General features: G+C 53.0%; 17 protein-coding genes. All 17 read left to right on the forward strand.

Annotated elements, in window-relative coordinates; translation table 11 throughout:
- Positions 1-3 precede the first annotated feature (3 nt).
- The gene (uppS, locus tag AC4LF3_RS05205; protein WP_010797381.1) at positions 4-759 is read left to right on the forward strand and encodes a polyprenyl diphosphate synthase; all 756 of its coding nucleotides are present in this window, start codon (positions 4-6) and stop codon (positions 757-759) included.
- Positions 753-1,568 (forward strand): phosphatidate cytidylyltransferase, encoded by an 816-nt coding sequence (locus AC4LF3_RS05210; RefSeq protein ID WP_491834893.1) that lies wholly within the window; start codon positions 753-755, stop codon positions 1,566-1,568. The genes uppS and AC4LF3_RS05210 overlap by 7 nt, the downstream gene beginning before the upstream one ends.
- Positions 1,565-2,755 carry a 1-deoxy-D-xylulose-5-phosphate reductoisomerase gene (gene ispC / locus AC4LF3_RS05215; protein WP_491834894.1) on the forward strand — a complete coding sequence of 397 codons (1,191 nt, stop codon included), beginning with the start codon at positions 1,565-1,567 and terminating at the stop codon, positions 2,753-2,755. The genes AC4LF3_RS05210 and ispC overlap by 4 nt, the downstream gene beginning before the upstream one ends.
- Positions 2,756-2,770: 15 nt before the next feature.
- Positions 2,771-4,123 carry a sigma E protease regulator RseP gene (rseP, locus tag AC4LF3_RS05220; RefSeq protein ID WP_010797384.1) on the forward strand — a complete coding sequence of 451 codons (1,353 nt, stop codon included), beginning with the start codon at positions 2,771-2,773 and terminating at the stop codon, positions 4,121-4,123.
- Positions 4,124-4,197: 74 nt separating this feature from the next.
- Complete coding sequence (gene bamA / locus AC4LF3_RS05225) at positions 4,198-6,564, forward strand: outer membrane protein assembly factor BamA (protein ID WP_404625650.1); 2,367 nt, start codon at positions 4,198-4,200, stop codon at positions 6,562-6,564.
- A gap of 41 nt (positions 6,565-6,605) precedes the next feature.
- Entirely contained in the window at positions 6,606-7,109 is a 504-nt protein-coding gene (locus AC4LF3_RS05230; RefSeq protein ID WP_491834895.1) for an OmpH/Skp family outer membrane protein, read from the forward strand.
- On the forward strand, positions 7,109-8,173 hold the full coding sequence (gene lpxD / locus AC4LF3_RS05235) for a UDP-3-O-(3-hydroxymyristoyl)glucosamine N-acyltransferase (RefSeq protein WP_010797387.1): 1,065 nt from the start codon (positions 7,109-7,111) through the stop codon (positions 8,171-8,173). Before AC4LF3_RS05230 ends, lpxD begins: the two co-directional genes overlap by 1 nt.
- A 42-nt stretch (positions 8,174-8,215) precedes the next feature.
- Positions 8,216-8,656 (forward strand): 3-hydroxyacyl-ACP dehydratase FabZ, encoded by a 441-nt coding sequence (gene fabZ / locus AC4LF3_RS05240; RefSeq protein WP_010797388.1) that lies wholly within the window; start codon positions 8,216-8,218, stop codon positions 8,654-8,656.
- Positions 8,653-9,429 carry an acyl-ACP--UDP-N-acetylglucosamine O-acyltransferase gene (lpxA, locus tag AC4LF3_RS05245; RefSeq protein WP_010797389.1) on the forward strand — a complete coding sequence of 259 codons (777 nt, stop codon included), beginning with the start codon at positions 8,653-8,655 and terminating at the stop codon, positions 9,427-9,429. The genes fabZ and lpxA overlap by 4 nt, the downstream gene beginning before the upstream one ends.
- A gap of 68 nt (positions 9,430-9,497) precedes the next feature.
- Positions 9,498-10,631, forward strand: coding sequence for a lipid-A-disaccharide synthase (lpxB, locus tag AC4LF3_RS05250; protein ID WP_491836249.1), 1,134 nt, complete (start codon positions 9,498-9,500; stop codon positions 10,629-10,631).
- Complete coding sequence (gene rnhB / locus AC4LF3_RS05255) at positions 10,631-11,269, forward strand: ribonuclease HII (RefSeq protein ID WP_491834896.1); 639 nt, start codon at positions 10,631-10,633, stop codon at positions 11,267-11,269. The genes lpxB and rnhB overlap by 1 nt, the downstream gene beginning before the upstream one ends.
- Positions 11,270-11,445: 176 nt before the next feature.
- Positions 11,446-14,964, forward strand: a complete 3,519-nt coding sequence (dnaE, locus tag AC4LF3_RS05260) for a DNA polymerase III subunit alpha (protein WP_197871935.1) — start codon at positions 11,446-11,448, stop codon at positions 14,962-14,964.
- A gap of 161 nt (positions 14,965-15,125) precedes the next feature.
- Positions 15,126-16,076, forward strand: a complete 951-nt coding sequence (locus AC4LF3_RS05265) for an acetyl-CoA carboxylase carboxyltransferase subunit alpha (protein ID WP_019364447.1) — start codon at positions 15,126-15,128, stop codon at positions 16,074-16,076.
- A gap of 83 nt (positions 16,077-16,159) precedes the next feature.
- A complete protein-coding gene (gene tilS / locus AC4LF3_RS05270; RefSeq protein WP_491834897.1) occupies positions 16,160-17,497 on the forward strand; it encodes a tRNA lysidine(34) synthetase TilS in 1,338 nt (445 codons plus the stop codon).
- A gap of 165 nt (positions 17,498-17,662) precedes the next feature.
- Positions 17,663-19,291, forward strand: coding sequence for a CTP synthase (gene pyrG, locus AC4LF3_RS05275; RefSeq protein WP_019364449.1), 1,629 nt, complete (start codon positions 17,663-17,665; stop codon positions 19,289-19,291).
- Between the two features lie 5 nt (positions 19,292-19,296).
- Positions 19,297-20,142 carry a 3-deoxy-8-phosphooctulonate synthase gene (gene kdsA / locus AC4LF3_RS05280; protein WP_019364450.1) on the forward strand — a complete coding sequence of 282 codons (846 nt, stop codon included), beginning with the start codon at positions 19,297-19,299 and terminating at the stop codon, positions 20,140-20,142.
- A gap of 79 nt (positions 20,143-20,221) precedes the next feature.
- Positions 20,222-21,511 (forward strand): phosphopyruvate hydratase, encoded by a 1,290-nt coding sequence (gene eno, locus AC4LF3_RS05285; RefSeq protein WP_434135816.1) that lies wholly within the window; start codon positions 20,222-20,224, stop codon positions 21,509-21,511.
- Positions 21,512-21,552: the final 41 nt, after the last annotated feature.

Genomic DNA, 21,552 nt, shown 5'->3' on the forward strand with positions numbered 1-21,552 from the left:
AAGATGGGCAATAGCGACCCTAGTTCTGTAGTACCGCGTCATGTCGCCATTATCATGGATGGTAATAACCGCTGGGCTCGCCGGCGGTTACTGCCTGGAGTGGCAGGACATAGAGCTGGTGTCGACGCTGTTCGTGCGGCTATAGAAGTCTGTGCGGACGCCGGTGTCGAAGTGCTCACGTTGTTTGCGTTTTCCAGTGAAAACTGGCGGCGCCCGACTGATGAAGTCAGTGCATTGATGGAGCTGTTTCTATCAGCGCTTCGACGGGAAGCCAAAAAGCTCGATCAGAACGGCATACGTCTTCGCATCATTGGAGATCGTTCCAGGTTTCATCCTGAACTGCAGCGTGAGATGGAGCAGGCAGAAGCCTTGACTGCTGGTCATACAAGACTGGTACTCCAGGTGGCTGCCAATTATGGTGGTCAGTGGGACATCGCCCAGGCGGCCCAGCGGCTGGCGCAGGCAGTCAAGGAGGGTACGCTTGAGCCTGAGCGGATAACGCCTGAGTTGCTTCAGAACTGCTTGACCACCGCAGGCATGCCTTTACCTGATCTATGTATCCGTACGGGTGGAGAGCATCGCATCAGCAATTTCCTGCTCTGGCAATTGGCTTATGCGGAGCTATATTTTTCCGACTTGTTCTGGCCTGACTTCAAACATGAGGCTATGCGTAAGGCGTTGGCGGATTATGCGACGCGGCAAAGACGCTTTGGAAAGACCAGTGAACAGATTGAAGCAGAAGTGAGAGCATCATGCTAAAGCAAAGGGTCCTTACCGCTCTGGTGTTGCTGCCCATAGCGATTGGGGGCTTCTTTTTGCTAGAAGGTGGGATATTCGCTGCCTTTATCGGAGCAGTGGTTTCCCTGGGTGCTTGGGAGTGGGCTCGGCTTTCCGGGCTCGTCTCTCAGGCGGCTCGTGTAGGTTATGCAGCTGTAATTGCTTTCCTTCTTCTGCTCTGCTGGCAGATGCCTCAGCTGGCGTTGGCTATCCTGCCGATGGCAGTGGCTTGGTGGATTTTTGCTGCCGTGCTCGTTATGACCTATCCAGAAAGCGCTCATTACTGGAAGTCAACTTGGCGACGCCTTTTGATTGGTGTGGCTATCCTGGTTCCTGCCTGGCAGGGGTTGATCCTGCTGAAACAGTGGCCTCTCAATAATTGGCTTATTCTTGGTGTCATGCTGCTGGTATGGGTGGCTGACATTGGTGCTTATTTTTCCGGCAAGGCATTTGGCAAGCGTAAGCTTGCTCCCAAGGTAAGTCCAGGTAAAAGCTGGGAGGGCATGATTGGCGGCTTGATAGCCAGTCTTGTGCTGACATTGGGTGTAGGTCTCTATCGCGGATGGGATGCCAATACTCTGATTAAGGCTCTGATCGGTGCTTCGCTGGTTGTCGTTGTTTCGGTTGTAGGTGATCTTACGGAAAGCATGTTCAAGCGACAGATGGGGCTTAAGGACAGTAGCCAGCTTCTACCTGGGCATGGCGGCATCATGGATCGTATTGATAGTCTGACTGCTGCAGTACCTCTTTACGCAGCACTTCTCTGGTGGTCGGGCTGGGGTGTTATGTGACTAGTCCTCAAAACATCACCGTACTGGGTGCTACCGGATCGATAGGTCTCAGTACTTTAGATGTCATTGCACGTCATCCTGATCGTTACAGGGCATTTGCGTTAACTGGCTATACCAGGCTCGATGAGCTCGGAGCACTCTGTATTACTCATGAGCCGAGGTTCGCTGTAGTACCGGGCGGCGTTCAGGCTGAAGAGCTGGAGCGCAGAATCAAGGCGGCCGGACTCTCGACGCAAGTGCTGGTCGGTGAGGCAGGGCTAAGTGAAGTATCAGCTCATCCTGATGTTGATGCTGTTATGGCTGCTATCGTTGGCGCGGCAGGTCTTAAGCCTACCCTTGCAGCTGTCAAGGCAGGAAAAAAGGTTCTTCTTGCCAATAAGGAGGCGCTTGTCATGAGCGGCTCCTTATTTATGCAGGCTGTGAAAACGTACAATGCAAAGCTGTTACCAATTGATAGTGAGCACAATGCTATTTTTCAATGCCTGCCAATAGGCTATGAAGAGGGAATGGCGGCAAAAGGGGTGCGGCGAATTTTGCTGACGGCGTCAGGCGGGCCTTTCCGTGAAACCTCACTAGACGTATTGCGTGACGTTACGCCTGATCAGGCGTGCGCGCATCCCAACTGGTCGATGGGACGTAAAATTTCAGTAGACTCTGCCACCATGATGAACAAGGGGTTGGAGTTCATTGAAGCCTGTTGGTTGTTCAATGCAAGGCCTGATCAGGTTGAAGTTGTTGTTCATCCTCAAAGTGTTATCCATTCGTTAGTGGACTACATTGACGGTTCGGTTCTTGCGCAGTTGGGCAATCCTGATATGCGTACCCCAATTGCTCATGCTTTGGCGTGGCCTGAGCGAATAGAGTCCGGAGTTAGCCCTCTGGACTTATTTGCAGTAGCACGCCTTGATTTTCAAAAGCCTGATGAGCAGCGCTTTCCTTGCCTTAGATTGGCGAGAGAAGCTATTAGCGCAGGTGGTACCGCGCCTGCCACATTGAACGCTGCGAACGAAGTGGCAGTAGATGCCTTTCTAAACGGCAGGGCACGCTTTGATGAGATACCGCAGATCATCGAGGCTGTGCTCCAGCAGGAAACAATCTCTGCCGTAACCGATCTTGAATGTGTCATGCAAGCGGATCGCCATGCCAGGGACTCAGCCAATGTCTGGCTTGAGCGCCACAGGCGCTAAGCGCGGAGGAACGCCATGAGTGCACTGTATATGATTCTTGGAACCCTGATTGCATTAGGGGTGTTGGTTACTTTCCATGAGTTTGGGCACTTTTGGGTTGCTCGTCGATGTGGTGTCAAGGTCCTGCGTTTCTCTGTTGGATTTGGTAAGGCGCTATTTCGTTGGCATGACAGGCAGGGAACTGAGTTCGTAGTAGCAGCAATACCGCTTGGCGGTTATGTAAAAATGCTGGACGAGCGAGAAGGGGAGGTTTCTGCTGACCAGATCGACCAGACGTTCAATCGTAAGTCTGTATATCAGCGTATCGCTATCGTAGCGGCGGGTCCGGTGGCCAATTTCTTATTGGCTATCGTGTTCTTTTGGGCTCTGGCCATGCTTGGAACTCAGCAGGTCAAGCCTGTCGTCGGAAAAGTCGATGAAGGTAGTCTTGCTGCGCAAGCAGGCTTGCAGGCAAACGATGAAATCGTCTCGGTTGATGGGAAGGCCGTTTCCGGATGGGGTGAGGTCAACCTCAAGCTGGTTCGCCGTCTCGGTGAAACGGGTACGTTGGTCGTGGAAACTCGCGAGTCTGGTAACAGTCAGCAAGAAGTACATTCCATTCGGCTTGATGGTTGGCTCAAGGACTCTGATAGCCCGGACCCTATTGGATCTCTCGGCATACATCCATGGCGTCCGGCACTGCCACCTGTTGTGGCTGAACTAGATCCTGAGGGGCCTGCCTCCAGAGCAGGTATTCAGTCTGGTGATCGTATTGTTTCGGTTGAGGGTTCATCGGTTAACGACTGGCAAGAGGTGGTCGATTATGTTCGTGCCCACCCGAATCAAACAGTAAACCTAGTGCTTAATCGTTCTGGAATTGAGCGCTCTGTCCCAGTTATGCTTTCTAGCAAAGGTGATGCAAAAAGTGCCTCTGGCTACTTGGGCGCTGGTGTCAAGGGCGTGGAATGGCCCTCTGAAATGCTTCGGGAAGTCAGCTATGGCCCGCTGGAGGCCGTAGGTCAGGGACTTTTGCGCACTTGGACCATGAGTTTGCTGACGCTCGACTCGCTTAAGAAAATGTTGCTTGGGGAACTCTCGGTAAAAAACTTGAGTGGGCCGATAACCATTGCTAAAGTGGCGGGCGCTTCTGCCCAGTCAGGTGTCAGTGACTTCTTAAACTTCCTGGCCTACCTGAGCATAAGCCTTGGGGTTTTAAACCTGCTTCCTGTGCCGGTATTGGACGGTGGACATTTGTTGTTCTACTTCGTCGAGTGGGCAAGAGGGAAACCTGTATCCGAGCGCATTCAGGCGTGGGGTATGCAGATTGGTATAAGCCTAATTGTTGGTGTCATGTTACTGGCTCTGGTCAATGACCTTGGGCGTCTGTAACTCGCCGCTGAACGCTTAGTCTGCCGTATAAGCGGTAGGCTATTTATTTGTCAGTTGGAATAAAAAAGGGACTCATGAAACGCTTGCTGCTACCTGCGGTAATAGCCGCGCTGATGATCGGCGAGGTTCACGCCGAGTCCTTCACCATCTCCGATATTCGTGTAAACGGTTTGCAGAGGGTTTCTGCCGGAAGCGTTTTCGGTGCATTACCTCTTAACGTAGGCGATGCTGTAGATGATCGTCGCCTTTCCGATGCGACTCGCTCCCTGTTCCGTACGGGTTTTTTCCAAGATATTCAATTAGGGCGTGACGGTAACGTCCTGGTTGTGAGCGTAGTTGAGCGCCCCTCGATTTCAAGCATCACTATTGAGGGCAACAAGGCGATCTCAGAAGACGACCTTAAAAAAGGTCTTCAACAATCGGGTTTGGCTGAAGGTGAAATTTTCCAGCAGGCAACGCTGGAAGGTGTGCGCAATGAGCTGCTTCGTCAGTATGTTGCTCAAGGTCGCTATTCTGCCAATATCGAAACCGAGGTCATTCCGCAGCCACGTAACCGCGTTCAGTTGAAAATCAAAATCAACGAAGGTGAAGTGGCAACGATCTCTCAGGTCAATATTGTCGGAAATCATGTGTTTCCAGAGCAGGATCTAATTGATCTGTTCGAATTGAAGAAAAGCCATCTGCTTTCTTTCTTCAAAAACGACGACAAATATTCCCGTGAAAAACTTTCTGGCGATCTTGAGCGCTTGCGCTCCTATTACCTTGATCGTGGTTATATCAATATGGATATCACCTCGACTCAGGTATCGATTACGCCTGATAAGAAACACGTCTATATTACGGTCAACGTCAACGAAGGTGAAAAATACACCGTTCGGGATGTAAAACTTTCAGGTGACCTGAAAGTGCCGGAAGAAGAAATTCGCAGGCTGATGTTGGTACAGCCCGGACAGGTGTTCTCTCGAAAGGTGATGACTGGCACCTCAGATCTGATCACCCGCCGCCTCGGGAATGAAGGCTATACGTTCGCTAATGTGAACGGTGTACCGGAACCACATGATGATGACCATACGGTTTCGTTGACCTTTGTAGTCGATCCCGGCAAGCGTGCCTATGTAAATCGTATCAATTTCCGTGGCAATACCAAGACGGAAGATGAAGTCCTCCGCCGCGAAATGCGCCAGATGGAAGGTGGCTGGGCCTCTACTTACCTGATTGATCAGTCCAAAACCCGTTTGGAACGTCTGGGCTATTTCAAGGAAGTCAATGTCGAGACGCCGCAGGTTCCTGGCACTGACGATCAGGTCGACGTGAATTACTCTGTGGAAGAACAACCGTCTGGTTCTATTACCGCAAGTGTTGGCTTTGCTCAAAGTGCGGGTTTGATCCTGGGTGGATCTATCAGCCAGAGCAACTTCTTGGGTACTGGTAATAGAGTAAGCGTAGGCTTGACGAGAAGTCAGTATCAGACTCGCTACAATTTCAGCTTTACTGATCCATACTGGACCGATGACGGTGTGAGCCTTGGCTATAACGCCTTCTATCGCTCAACCAACTATGATGATCTGGATGTTGATATTTCCAGTTACTCCATCAATAGCCTCGGCTTTGGGGTAAATTTTGGCTATCCGATCAGTGAAACGTCTCGACTGAACTTTGGGCTTGGCGTTCAGCGTGATGAGCTTGACCCCAATAACTATACTGTCGACGAAGTTTATAAATTCATTGAACAGGAAGGGGATAGTTTCACTAACTTTAAAGCTTCGATCGGCTGGTCAGAGTCAACCCTAAATAAAGGTGTGCTGGCTACTCGAGGACACTCGCAAAGTCTTTCTCTGGAAACAACAATTCCGGGAAGCGATCTGAGCTATTACAAAGTTGACTATCGTGGTCAGATTTTTGCTGGGTTAACGCAGAATACTGCACTTCGCTTCCATACCGAGCTGGGATATGGCGATGGTTATGGTTCAACCAGCGGCTTGCCATTTTATGAAAATTACTATGCTGGTGGTTTTAATTCAGTTCGTGGTTTTGAAGATAGCAGCCTTGGTCCGAGGAGTACTCCTGCTTCTGGAAGATATAAGGCTCAAGGTCAAGAAACAGATACCGATCAAGATCCTGAACCATTTGGCGGTAATGTGTTGATCACAGGCGGGGCCGAATATCTGTTCCCCTTGCCTTTCGTGAAAGATCAGCGTCAGCTGCGAACAGTGCTGTTCTGGGATGTGGGTAGTGTCTTCGACACCAAGTGCCGCTTGGTCGACAAGGATAGCGCCAGCTGTAACAAGGTCAGCTTTTCCAATATGGCAAGCTCCGTGGGTGTTGGCTTGACTTGGGTAACTGCGTTGGGTCCGTTAAGCTTCAGTCTGGGTATGCCCGTCAAGAAGCCTGATAATGCCGATACGCAGGTATTCCAGTTCTCGCTGGGCCAGACGTTCTAATTGATCCAACTCTATATCGCGTTTAAACGCAGGAGTGCATTGTGCGTAAGTTCTTCCGTTTCGCCTTGATCGCCGCCGCTGTTGTTGCCACCCCGGCTTTTGCCGAGATGAAGATTGCGGTGCTCAATTATCAAATGGCACTCCTGGAGTCGGATGCGGCAAAAAAATACGCTGTAGACGCTGAGAAAAAGTTCGGTCCGCAGCTCAATAAGCTGAAGGCATTGGAAAGTGATGCAAAGAATATTCAAAGTCGCCTTGCTGCCGGGGGCGATAAAATGAAGGACTCTGATCGTGACCGTCTTGAGTCGGACTTCAAACAAAAAGCACGCGACTTCCAGTTTCAGTCGAAAGAGTTGAACGAGGCTAAGGCTGCCGCTGATCGCGATATGCTGAAGCAGCTCAAGCCGAAGCTGGATAAAGCGGTGGAAGAAGTATTGAAGAAGGGCAACTACGACATCGTCATCGAGCGTGGCGCTGTGGTTGATGCCAAGCCTCAATATGATATTACACGTGATGTTATCGAGCGGATGAACCAGAACCGCTAATGATGACCTCTACCACTTACACTCTAAGGCAGCTGGCAGAGCGCCTTGGAGCTGAGCTCCGGGGAAACCCGGAGCTTCTCATTTCTGGTCTTGCGACATTGCAGGATGCCCAGCCCGAGCAGTTGAGTTTCCTCGCCAATGCCCAGTACAAGAAATATTTGGCTGACACCAAAGCGGGTGCTGTGATCCTGCATCCGACTGAGGTGGAGGGATTTTCAGGCAATTGCCTGGTAATCGCCAATCCTTACCTTGCCTATGCGCAGCTTTCCCATCTGTTTGATCGAAAACCTCTGCCGAAAGCTGGTATTCATCCTTCCGCCCTGGTCGCTGAGGATGCTTTTGTAGACCCTACGGCAAGTGTCGGTGCGTATGCAGTTATCGAGTCAGGTGTATCGATAGGTGCAGGTGTTGTCATTGGAGCGCATTGCTTCGTCGGTGCTCGTAGTCAGATCGGCGAAAACGGATGGCTTGCACCGCGAGTTACGCTGTATCACGACGTTCGAGTTGGGAAGCGAGTGGTTATCCAGTCTGGCGCCGTTATCGGCGGCGAGGGATTTGGTTTTGCGAACCATCAGGGGCAATGGAAAAAAATTGCTCAGCTGGGTGGTGTCAGTATTGGCGATGATGTCGAGATTGGCGCCAATACTACTATCGATCGAGGCGCGCTGGCCGACACGATCATCAGTAATGGCGTTAAGCTCGACAACCAGATAATGATTGCTCACAACGTACAAATTGGTGAGCACACAGCGATGGCGGCTTGCGTAGGGATCTCAGGCAGTACCAAGATCGGACGCCATTGCACGATTGCCGGCGGTGTCGGCATGGTTGGACATATTGAGGTCTGCGATAACGTTTTCGTTACTGGCATGACCATGGTTACCCGCTCGATTACCGAGCCAGGCGCTTATTCTTCCGGTACGGCAATGCAGCCTGCTGCCGAATGGAGAAAAAGTGCGGCTCGTATCCGTCACCTGGATGATATGGCTCGGCGTCTGCAGCTTCTCGAAAAAACAGTAGCTGCCGTGACCTTACAGGATGACGCTGCTTCTGATGCAGAGTAACGCATCGGGCGTTTCCTTTTTTTTGAACAGGCCTCTCCAGATATGATGGACATTAACGAGATTCGCGAATACTTGCCTCACCGCTACCCGTTCCTGTTAGTGGACCGGGTAGTGGAGCTGGACATTGAAGGCAAGCGTATTCGTGCCTACAAAAATGTCAGCATCAACGAACCCTTTTTTAATGGTCATTTCCCTCAGCATCCCATTATGCCGGGTGTTTTGATTATCGAAGCAATGGCGCAAGCGGCAGGGATTCTTGGTTTCAAGATGATGAATTCTTCTCCGGCAGAGGGAACCCTGTATTACTTTGTCGGCTCGGATAACATGCGCTTTCGTCAGCCTGTTTTGCCGGGCGATCAGTTGCAGCTGGAAGCTCGTTTCATTAGTTGCAAGCGTGGCATTTGGAAGTTCGAATGCCAGGCAACAGTTGACGAGAAAGCGGTATGCTCTGCTGAAATTATCTGTGCGGAACGCAAACTATGAGTTTGATCGACCCTAGGGCGATCATTGAGCCAGGCGCCAAACTGGCTGACGACGTCAAGGTTGGGCCTTGGTCCATCGTAGGCGCCGATGTTGAAGTGGGTGAGGGCACGGTCATAGGCCCGCACGTTATACTGCATGGACCAACGGTCATCGGTAAGCACAACCGCATCTACCAGTTTTCTACGATTGGAGAGGACACCCCAGACCTCAAGTACAAGGGTGAACCTACGCGCCTTGTTATTGGTGACCATAATGTCATTCGCGAGGGTGTCACGATCCATCGGGGGACCGTTCAGGACCGTAGCGAAACCACTATTGGTGACCATAACCTGCTGATGGCATATGTCCACATCGGGCATGACAGTGTGATAGGCAATAACTGCATTCTGGTCAATAACACGGCGTTGGCAGGGCATGTCCATGTGGATGACTGGGCAATTTTGTCCGGTTACACACTGGTACATCAATTTTGCCGTATCGGTGCACACAGCTTTTCAGGTATGGGCACTGCCATCGGTAAGGATGTGCCTGCCTACGTAACGGTCTTTGGCAACCCGGCCGAAGCGCGCAGCATGAATTTTGAAGGCTTGCGCCGCCGTGGTTTTTCCAGTGAAGCGATTCATGCCCTCCGTCGTGCTTACAAGGTTGTCTACCGCCAAGGTTTGACGGTTGACGAAGCATTGAAGGAATTGGAGCAGGTTGCTCTTGAGTTTCCCGAAGTTGCAGTCTTCAGGGACTCTATAGTCAGCTCCACACGCGGCATAACACGTTAATCCTTTCAAGGCCGCAGATGCGGCCTTCAGTTTATATTGGCACTATTAAAGAGCTGGGTATGTCTGCCTTGAATCGACCCTTGCGAATCGCTCTCGTTGCCGGTGAGGCTTCTGGCGATATTTTAGGCTCAGGCCTTATGAGAGCGCTTAAAGCACGGCATTCGGCTGTCGAGTTCATTGGTGTTGGCGGTCCGCGCATGGAGGCAGAGGGCATGAGCTCGGCCTTTCCCATGGAGCGACTCTCCGTCATGGGGCTGGTAGAGGTGCTAGGCCGGCTTCGAGAGCTTTTGCGGCGTCGAAAAGAGCTTATCCAGACAATCATACAGGCCCGCCCCGATGTCTTTATTGGCATTGATGCGCCAGATTTCGTACTTGAAATGGAGCAGCAGCTTCGTGCCGCAGGGATACCGACTGTTCATTATGTCAGTCCCTCTGTCTGGGCATGGCGGCAAAAGCGTGTTCTTAAGATTCGTGAGGCCTGCGATCTCATGTTGACGTTGTTGCCTTTCGAAGCCCGCTTCTATGAGGAAAAGCAGGTTCCCGTACGTTTCGTTGGCCACCCGCTGGCCGATACCATTCCGCTTGATCCTGATCGCACGCTTGCCCGCAAAGTTTTGGGCTTACCGCCAGATGGGCCTGTCGTTGCTTTGCTCCCAGGAAGTCGTGGTGGTGAAGTTTCACGGCTGGGTGCTCTTTTTTTCGATGCCGCAGAACGGTTGAGTGCGTTAAGGCCTGATATTCAATTTGTATTGCCTTGTGCCAATGAGCATCGGCGTAAGCAGATAGAGTCTTTACTAGAAGGCCGCTCTGTTCGTGTGATGTTGACTCAGGGGCAGTCACATGAAGTGCTGGCCAGCTGTAATGCTGTGCTTATTGCTTCAGGAACGGCCACGTTGGAAGCAATGCTATTTAAACGTCCAATGGTGGTTGCCTATAAGGTCGCCCCATTGACGTACTGCATCTTGAAACGGATGGTAAGGAGTCCTTATATCTCTTTACCGAACTTGCTGGCAGGCAAGCCTCTTGTTCCTGAGTTGATTCAGGACGATGCCACGGCAGAAAGATTGGTAAACGCGATATTGCCTCTTTTGGATGATCCCTCTATGCAAACAGAAGGATTTGAAGCTATTCATCACGCATTACGTCAGGACGCGTCACGACAAGCCGCAGATGCAGTACTGACGCTTATTGGGGCTGATTGATGCAATTGGGTTTGGATTTCACATTGGTGCAGGAATTGGTCGCAGGTGTCGATGAAGTAGGACGAGGTCCCTTATGTGGGCCTGTCGTTACCGCTGCTGTGATCCTGGACCCAGCACGTCCTATCCATGGGCTCAACGACTCAAAAAAGCTTACCAAGGCGCGCCGCGAGGCGTTGTTTGAAGAAATTCATGAAAAGGCATTGGCATGCTGTATCGCTCGCGCCGATGTTCATGAAATTGATGAGATCAATATCCTTCATGCAACCATGCTGGCAATGAAGCGGGCGGTTGAAGGACTGGCTGTTTTACCCAAGCTTGCCTTGATCGATGGTAATCGCTGCCCGGTATTGTCGGTTCCAAGTGCTGCGGTGATCAAGGGTGACAGTCAGGTGCCTGCTATCGCAGCAGCGTCTATATTGGCTAAGGTCTCTCGAGATCGGGAAATGGCAGAAATGGATCTGCTTTATCCAGGATATGGCTTGGCAGGTCACAAGGGGTATCCCACAGCTGAGCATCTTGATGCACTTAAACGGCTTGGCCCTACGCCTATACATCGACGCTCATTCGCGCCCGTGCGGGATGCTTTTGCTGCGTTGGAAGTCAGCGTGAGGCAAGTTTCAGGGGCTATAGCGCTCTAATCGAAGATTAAGAAAAAACGAACCGACGGACGGCGACGCCTGTATTTTCTAGGCTGAACAGTGTTGGCGCATTCATTTGCCTGAGCATGCATATCTGCTCATTCCTATCAAGCTTCTAGCTTGTCCTCCCGGTTAGTACAATTCCGGTTCGTTTTTGCATGATTGTCGGGGTTTCCATGACCGTATCCTTTGTTCACTTGCGTTTGCATACTGAATATTCGCTGGTTGATGGTCTGGTCAGGGTAAAGCCCTTGGTCAAGTCGGTAGCGGGGGCAGGCATGCCTGCTGTAGCTGTGACAGACCAGAATAATTTGTGCTCGCTGGTAAAGTTTTACAAGGCTGCTATGGGTGCCGGTATCAAGCCCATCTGTGGCGCCGACCTGTGGCTGGCCAATCCTGATGAGGAGGGGCCGCTTACCCGCCTGACCTTGCTGGTCATGAATAAACAAGGCTATAGAAACCTGACTGAGCTGGTTTCGCGCGGTTATCAGGAAGGACAGCACGAAGGCCAGATCATTGTCCAACGTGAGTGGGTCAAGGCGGCTGCCGACGGCTTGATTGCGCTTTCCGGCTCTAAAGAGGGTGAGGTGGGGCTGGCCTTGCTGGCCGGTGATAACGTACGCGCCGAGCGGTTGTTAGGTGAATGGCTGGACGTCTTTGGTGATCGTTTTTACCTGGAGGTGCAGCGCACCCAGCGCGTCAATGATGAAGAGCATCTTCACGCCGCGGTTGCCTTAGCGGATCGTTGCAACGTACCGCTTGTAGCAACCAACGATGTTCGTTTTATCAAGCAGGACGACTTCGAGGCTCATGAAACGCGGGTCTGCATTGGTGAGGGGCGGGTACTCGATGATCCGTTGCGTCCTCGTACCTATAGCGATCAACAGTACCTCAAGTCTCCTGAGGAGATGTGGGAGCTGTTTAGTGATCTGCCAGAGGCCTTGGAAAATACGGTCGAAATCGCCAAGCGCTGCAACATTGAAGTGCAGCTTGGCAAATATTTCTTGCCTAATTTCCCCATTCCCGAAGGCATGACCATTGACGATTATCTGCGAAAGGTATCGTTTGACGGATTGGAAGAGCGCCTAGCGGTACTCCTGCCTAAGGAAACGCCGGATTACGAGGCCAAGCGGCAAGTCTATGTGGATCGCTTGAACTTCGAGCTGAATATCATTATTCAGATGGGGTTTCCTGGCTACTTCCTCATCGTAATGGACTTCATTCAATGGGCGAAGAACAATGGCGTCCCGGTGGGGCCGGGTCGTGGGTCGGGTGCTGGCTCGCTGGTAGCGTACGTGCTGAAAATTACGGATCTGGATCCGCTGGCCTATGACCTGCTGTTCGAGCGCTTCCTTAACCCTGAACGTATTTCCATGCCTGACTTCGATGTCGATTTCTGCATGGATGGTCGTGACCGCGTAATTGATTATGTTGCGGGCGCCTATGGGCGCAACGCGGTCAGTCAGATCATTACTTTTGGCACCATGGCCGCAAAGGCGGTGGTTCGTGACGTTGCCCGTGTGCAGGGTAAGTCTTACGGTCTGGCCGACAGATTGTCCAAGATGATCCCCTTCGAAGTAGGCATGACGCTTCAGAAAGCCTATGAGCAGGAGGAGATGCTTCGTGACTTCCTCAAGGTCGACGAAGAGGCCCAGGAAATCTGGGACATGGCGCTCAAACTGGAGGGTATCACTCGGGGAACCGGTAAGCATGCGGGTGGTGTGGTAATCGCACCTACCAAACTGACAGACTTCTCTCCCGTTTCTTGCGATGAGGACGGTAACGGACTGGTTACCCAGTTCGATAAGGACGATGTAGAGCAGGCGGGCCTGGTGAAGTTCGACTTCCTGGGTTTGCGAACATTGACCATCATCAAATGGGCAATGGAAACGATCAATCGAGAGCATGCTGCAAAAGGGCTCGATCCGGTTAACATCGACTTTATCCCGCTGGATGACAAGAAGACCTACGATCTCTTGCAGAAGGCGGAGACGACGGCCGTGTTCCAGCTGGAATCCCGCGGCATGAAAGAGCTGATCAAAAAGCTCAAGCCCGACTGCCTGGAAGACCTGATTGCATTGGTGGCCTTGTTCCGTCCGGGGCCGCTGCAGTCAGGCATGGTAGATGACTTCATCAACCGAAAGCACGGCCGTGCCGAGCTGGCCTATCCCCACCCCGATTATCAGTATGAAGGGCTCAAGCCTGTCCTGGCTCCCACCTATGGCATCATCCTGTATCAAGAGCAGGTTATGCAGATTGCCCAGGTCATGGGGGGCTATACCCTGGGTCAGGCCGACATGCTGCGTCGCGCCATGGGTAAGAAAAAGCCGGAGGAAATGGCCAAGCAGCGGGGCGGCTTTATTGAAGGTTGTGCCAATAATGGCATCGATGCTGAGCTTGCCGGTAACATCTTTGATCTGGTAGAAAAATTTGCGGGTTATGGCTTCAACAAGTCCCACTCGGCTGCCTATGGTCTGGTGTCCTATCAAACTGCCTGGCTGAAGGCGCATTTCCCTGCGCCGTTCATGGCTGCGGTGTTGTCAGCGGATATGCACAACACCGACAAGGTGGTAATCCTCATTGAGGAATGCCGCCATATGAAACTGCGGATCGATGCGCCGGATGTGAACATCTCTGACTTCAAGTTCACTGTAAATGAAGGTGGACGCATCGTTTACGGTCTTGGTGCTATCAAGGGGGTTGGTGAGGGTCCGGTAGAGGCGATTGTAGAAGCGCGCCAGGAGGGGCCTTTCAAGGATCTGTTTGATTTCTGCGACCGTGTCGATCTCAAGCGCATCAACAAACGTACCCTTGAAGCGCTTATTCGCTCGGGAGCGCTGGATCGCCTGGGGCCGCATTATCATGACGAGCTCAAGGCCTACCAGGCGACTATCGATCAGAATCGCTCAGTGCTGTTGGCCGCAATGGAAGAGGCGATTGCGGCAGCCGAGCAAACGGCACGGAGCAATAACAGCGGGCATATGGATTTATTCGGGGGTGTATTTGCCGAGCCGGAAGCCGATGTCTACGTTAATCATTACAAGGCACGAGCGCTGACGCTCAAGGAGCGTCTGCGGGGAGAAAAAGAAACCCTCGGCCTGTACCTGACGGGGCATCCGATCGATGAGTATGAGGGTGAAGTACGGCGACTGGCTCGCCAGCGCATTGTGGACCTCAAGCCCTCTCGTGAAACCCAGACGGTTGCCGGCCTTATCGTTAATCTGCGTGTGATGAAAAACAAGCGCGGCGATAAGATGGGGTTTGTTACACTGGATGATCGCTCGGGCCGGATTGAGGCTTCGCTGTTTGCCGAAGCATTTCATGCTGCTCAGTCCTTGTTGCAGACTGACGCCTTGGTCATTGTTGAGGGCGAAGTCAGCCAGGATGATTTCTCGGGCGGCTTGAGACTGCGCGCCAAGCGCGTGCTGGGCCTGGAAGAGGCTCGCACCGCATTGGCTGAAAGTCTGCGCATCTCGGTTGCAAGCGATGCATTGAAAGGCGACCGTCTTCGGTGGTTGGCCGACCTCTGTACCAAGCATCGGGGCGCTTGCCCGGTTACGCTGGATTATCGAAGCCAGGATGCCAGGGCCCTGCTGCAATTTGGCGAGCAGTGGAGAATCGATCCTGGTGATGGCCTGATACAGGCACTACGTGACCAGTTTGGAAGAGAAAACGTCTTCCTGAACTACCGTTGATCCGAGCGGCGCAAGTGCCGCTCATTCGACCAAACCATGCCAATGGCCTCAAGGGTTGAGGCGGCGATCTCGATAATTGATCTGCCGGCCTCGACCTGATCCGCCTGATCTTTTAAGGTAGGCGACCCGGCCGCTGGCTCAAGATTGCAAGACGGATACTCATGAACCCGAACTATCTCGATTTCGAACAGCCGATCGCTGACCTCCAGGCCAAGATTGAAGAGCTTCGCTTGGTTGGTAATGACAATTCGCTGAACATCAGTGACGAGATTGCCCGGCTGCAGGAAAAGAGCCAGGCACTGACCAAAAGTATTTTCGGTAGTCTGAGCAGCTGGCAAGTGGCTCGTCTGGCGCGTCACCCCTTGCGGCCCTACACGCTGGACTATATCAGCCATCTTTTCGTTGATTTCGAAGAGCTTCATGGCGACCGTCATTTCGCTGATGATCCAGCCATTGTTGGCGGTATCGCTCGTCTGGATGATCAACCCGTCATGGTCATTGGTCATCAGAAGGGGCGTGAGGTGCGTGAAAAGGTACGTCGTAATTTTGGTATGCCTCGCCCGGAAGGTTACCGTAAAGCCTGCCGTCTGATGGAAATGGCCGAGCGTTTCAAGATGCCGATTCTGACGTTTATCGATACTCCCGGTGCTTATCCGGGGATCGATGCCGAAGAGCGTGGACAAAGTGAGGCGATTGCCTGGAATCTGCGTGTCATGTCGCGTTTGAAAACGCCTATCATCGCAACCGTGATCGGCGAGGGTGGTTCTGGTGGCGCCCTGGCAATTGGCGTGTGCGACCAGCTGAACATGCTTCAACATTCGACTTACTCTGTGATTTCGCCTGAAGGCTGCGCCTCGATTCTCTGGAAAACTGCCGAGAAGGCGCCTGATGCGGCTGAAGCCATGGGCATTACTGCGGAGCGTTTAAAGGGGCTGGGTATTGTAGATACCGTTATCGATGAGCCACTGGGCGGTGCCCATCGTGATCCCGCTGTAATGTCTGCTTCCATTCGTGAAGCTCTGGTAGATCAGCTTGACATGCTCAAGAAATTCTCCAGCGAAGAGTTGTTGACGCGTCGTTACGAGCGCCTGATGAGCTACGGTATTTCCTGATCTGTCTCCACGTATGTCCGGCCCATGCCGGACATACGCCTAAGCTGTTTACATGAATAATGTGTATTCATTGATGGGCAGCCATGTCCCTTTCTGATGTCCCGCTTCCCCCTCTGGCTGACAACGTCCTGAAGGTCTTAACGCCCTATCTGCATGCCAAGCGATGGCATATCGCATTTTCAGGTGGCATGGATTCTTCGGTTCTTCTGCATGTTTTATCGCGGCTGTCCTTCTGCAGGCAGGTGCCGTCGCTACATGCGATTCATGTGCACCATGGTCTTCTTAAAGAGGCTGACGAGTGGGTGGAGCATTGTCGGCAGATGTGTGACCTGCTCCAGGTTCCCTTGAGCGTCGAGCATGTACAAGTGGATCAGAATTCAAGCCTGGAGCGAGCGGCCCGGGATGCACGCTATGCCGCCTTTGCGCGGCACGTTAGAGAGCATGAAGTTCTGCTAGTGGCTCAGCATCAGGACGATCAGGCGGAGACTCTGCTGCTAAGACTGCTGCGTGGAGCTGGGGTAAAAGGTTTGTCTGCCATGGCGACCTCGCGTGCAATGGCTGAGGGACGCCTGGTAAGACCCTTCCTGTCTGTTCCTCGAGCTGAACTGTCACGTTATGCCCTAGCGGAAAAGCTGGAGTGGGTGGAAGATCCTAGTAACATACAGGTTGTTCAGGATCGTAACTTCCTGCGCCATGAGATTCTCACTCGACTGCGCTTACGATGGCCGCAGGCTTCAGCCAGCGTTGCCCGCAGTGCAGGGCATATGACCGAGGCGCTGGCTATTCTTGAAGAGTGCGCTGCCATGGACTTGTCTGCCGCACAGACAGCTACTGCATTTCCTTGGTTGCCGCTTCCAAGTCTCGAACTTGAGATTATCAGGCAGCTGAGCGAGCACCGTCAGCGCAACGCACTTCGCCACTGGTTAGATCGATATAGCCGTATGCCAGATACTGATCATTGGGTGGGCTGGGTTGCACTGCGGGATGCCAGTCCCTCGGCCAGTCCCGTCTGGGTACTGGAAGGCGGTGAGATACATCGGGGGGCGGGACGGCTCTGGTGGTTACCGCATCAGTGGTTGGGCGCCGCCTGTGTGCCTTGTCAGTGGCCTGAAAAGGAGTCGGAGGTAGCGTTGGGTGGCAATGGACAAGTGTATATCGTTGGTCAGCGGCCCTCGGGATCACTTGAAGTCCGCTATCGTCAGGGAGGAGAAATCATGGCTGTCCCTGGGCGCGGGCACAGAGATCTCAAACGGCTCCTGAATGAGCATCATGTGCCGACGTTCTTGCGCGGCAGATTGCCGCTGCTGTTTTGTAACGGGCAGTTGATAGCCATTGCGAATCTGTCTGGACTCAGTGGTCCAGCCGATCAGCACTGGCGGTTCGAGTGGGTTCCTGCGACGAGCGGCCAGCGTTTGAGCTGAAAGGCACTTTGTTGTAGACTACGCTCCCGTCTTGTACCGCACTTGTTGTTTACGTAACAACCGGTGTGCGTTGGGCATGAAGTATTACCGTGCTCAACCGAGGCCTCTAGGCCTCCCTCGCTTCCCGGCGGCTTTCCGCCTAACTACAGATTTCTAGGAAAATTCATGACGCGCTACATCTTCGTCACGGGCGGTGTTGTTTCTTCATTGGGGAAAGGCATTGCCTCGGCTTCCTTGGGCGCCATTCTGGAAGCGAGGGGCTTGAAGGTCACCATGCTCAAGCTGGATCCCTATATCAACGTCGATCCAGGTACTATGAGCCCATTCCAGCACGGCGAAGTGTTTGTCACCCATGACGGTGCCGAGACCGATCTCGATCTGGGTCACTACGAGCGTTTTATTCGCACTACAGTGACTCAGGACAACAACTTCACGACCGGCCGCATCTACATGGATGTGCTGCGCAAGGAGCGTCGCGGCGATTACCTGGGCGCAACCGTTCAGGTAATCCCTCACATTACCGATGAAATCAAGCGCCGTATTATCAAGGGCGCAGGTGATGCGGATGTGGCGCTGGTCGAAATCGGCGGTACCGTAGGTGACATCGAGTCCCAACCCTTCCTGGAAGCCATACGCCAGTTGCGCGTGGAAATCGGCGCTCGCCGTGCCATGTTGATGCATCTGACGTTGGTGCCCTATATTGCAACCGCGGGTGAAACCAAGACCAAGCCGACTCAGCACTCGGTAAAGGAATTGCGCTCCATCGGCCTGCAGCCTGATGTTTTGATCTGCCGCTCCGATCATCCGGTAGACAGTTCTTCCCGCCGCAAGATTGCGCTGTTCACTAACGTGGAAGAGCGTGCCGTCATCTCTCTGGAAGACGTGGATACGATTTATCGTATTCCTTCCGTTCTGCATGCGCAGGGTCTGGACGATTTCGTGGTAGAGCGCTTTGGCCTCGAATGCGGTCAGGCTGACCTGAGCGAGTGGGATCGTGTGGTCGATGCCAAACTCAACCCAGAGCGTGAAGTAACCATTGCCATGGTTGGCAAGTACATGGAACTTCTGGATGCATACAAGTCGCTTATCGAGGCGATGACGCATGCCGGTATCCAGAGCCGTACAAAGGTCAATCTGCGCTATATCGATTCTGAAGATATCGAGCAGCAGGGTACCCATCTGCTCAAGGGCGTTGATGCGATCCTTGTGCCGGGTGGTTTTGGTCTGCGCGGTGTAGAGGGCAAGATTCGCACGGTTCAGTATGCACGTGAGAACAAGATTCCGTACCTGGGTATCTGCCTGGGCATGCAGGTAGCGGTAATCGAGTTCGCCCGTAACGTATTGGGCTGGACCGATGCCAACTCCACCGAATTTGACAAGTCTGGTCAGCACCCGGTGGTTGGTTTGATTACCGAGTGGCAGGATGCGTCCGGCGCTACCGAGATCCGTACAGAAGCTTCGGATCTGGGCGGCACCATGCGCTTGGGAGCTCAGGAGTGCCAATTGTCTTCAGGTACACTGGTACATGATTGCTACCAGCAAGACGTAATCGTTGAGCGTCACCGTCACCGTTACGAAGTGAACAACAACCTGCTGCCCGAAATCATGGCGGCGGGCCTGAAGGTCACTGGCCGTTCCGGCGACGGTGCATTGGTGGAAGTCGTCGAGGCGCCGGATCATCCCTGGTTTGTGGCGTGCCAGTTCCATCCGGAATTCACCTCTACCCCGCGTGATGGTCATCCGCTCTTCAGCGGTTTCGTGAATGCGGCTCTGAAATACGCTAATAAGGCTTGATGACTATGGCTCAGAAAACGATTCGTGTCGGTACTATCGAAGTGGCTAACGACAAGCCGTTCGTGCTGTTTGGCGGAATGAACGTGCTTGAGTCTCGCGATCTGGCGATGCAGATCTGCGAAGAATACGTGAAGGTAACGCAAAAGCTGGGTATCCCTTATATCTTCAAGGCCAGCTTCGACAAGGCCAACCGTTCTTCGGTCAACTCTTTCCGTGGCCCAGGCCTGGAAGAGGGCATGAAGATCTTTGAAGAGATCAAGAAGACCTTCAATGTACCGGTTATCACGGACGTCCATGAGCCCTATCAGGCGGCACCGGTTGCAGAAGTATGCGACATCATCCAGCTGCCGGCTTTCCTGTCCCGGCAGACGGATCTGGTAGTCGCCATGGCTAAGACCAATGCCGTTATAAATATCAAGAAGGCCCAGTTCCTCGCGCCTCAGGAAATGAAGCATATCCTGAAGAAATGTGAGGAAGTGGGTAATGATCAGTTGATCCTGTGCGAGCGTGGCACGTCCTTTGGTTATAACAATCTGGTAGTCGACATGCTGGGCTTCGGCATCATGAAGCAGTTCGACTACCCGATCATTTTTGACGTGACCCATGCCCTGCAGATGCCTGGCGGTCGCAGCGATTCTGCTGGTGGCCGTCGTGCACAGGTTACCGATCTGGCCAAGGCCGGTTTGAGTCAGGGACTGGCAGGTCTGTTCCTGGAGGCACACCCTGATCCTGACAGTGCCAAGTGCGATGGCCCTTGCGCACTTCGATTGAACAAGCTGGAGCCCTTCCTGGCTCAGCTAAAGGCACTGGATGAACTGGTGAAGTCGTTCACTCCAATCGAAACCGCCTGATGCTCCGCTGAACTTAGTTCCAAATAAGAAGCCGAAGGTGCAGTTTGCACCTGACCAGAACCATGGAGAGCGTATAACAATGGCAAAGATCGTCGACATAAAAGGCCGGGAAATTCTGGATTCCCGCGGTAACCCTACCGTGGAAGCCGAGGTGATTCTTGATAACGGTATCGTCGGCAGGGCTTGTGCGCCCTCTGGTGCATCCACAGGATCCCGTGAGGCATTGGAACTGCGTGATGGCGACAAGAGCCGTTACCTGGGCAAGGGTGTTCTGACAGCCGTTGGTAATGTAAACGGCCCGATCCGCGATCTTCTTCTTGGCAAGGACCCATCGGATCAGAAAGCGCTCGACAAAGCGATGATCGAGCTCGATGGTACCGAGAACAAGTCCAAGCTTGGCGCCAATGCCATTCTGGCGGTATCCCTGGCAGCTGCCAAGGCGGCCGCCGAGGATAAGGATCTGCCCTTGTATGCCCATATCGCAGAGCTGAACGGCACGCCCGGTCAGTACTCCATGCCGGTTCCGATGATGAATATCATCAACGGCGGCGAGCATGCCGATAACAATGTCGACATCCAGGAGTTCATGGTTCAGCCGGTTGGCGCAAAAAGCTTCGCTGATGCCCTGCGCATGGGTGCTGAGATATTCCATCACCTGAAGGCGGTTCTCAAGGCGCGTGGCCTGAATACTGCCGTGGGCGATGAAGGTGGCTTTGCCCCGAACCTGTCCTCCAACGAAGATGCCCTAGGCGCTATTGCCGAAGCGGTTGAAAAGGCCGGATACAAGCTGGGCACGGATGTAACTCTGGCCTTGGACTGCGCCTCCAGCGAGTTCTATGAAAACGGTCAGTACAGCTTGTCTGGCGAAGGCAAGATATTCGATGCTCCTGGTTTTGCAGATTATCTTGCGGGTCTGAGCGAGCGTTTCCCGATCATCTCTATCGAAGATGGTATGGATGAGTCTGACTGGGCTGGCTGGAAGGCGTTGACTGATAAGATCGGCAACAAGGTGCAGCTGGTAGGTGACGATCTGTTCGTGACCAATACCAAGATTCTCAAGGAAGGGATCGAGAAAGGTATCGGTAACTCCATCCTCATCAAGTTCAACCAGATCGGTTCTCTGACCGAGACGCTGGAAGCCATCCAGATGGCCAAGGCTGCTGGTTATACGGCAGTTATTTCTCACCGCTCGGGTGAGACCGAAGACGCAACGATTGCTGATCTTGCCGTGGGTACTGCGGCAGGGCAGATCAAGACCGGCTCACTGTGCCGTTCAGACCGGGTCTCCAAGTACAATCAGCTGCTTCGTATCGAAGAGCAGCTTGGTGCAAAAGCACCGTACCGTGGACGTGCCGAATTTCGTAGCTGAGTTCACAGTGAGCGGCGCAAGCCGCTCCGCTGTTGCGAAAT

The organism is Pseudomonas sp. C2.3V (genome assembly GCF_058536325.1).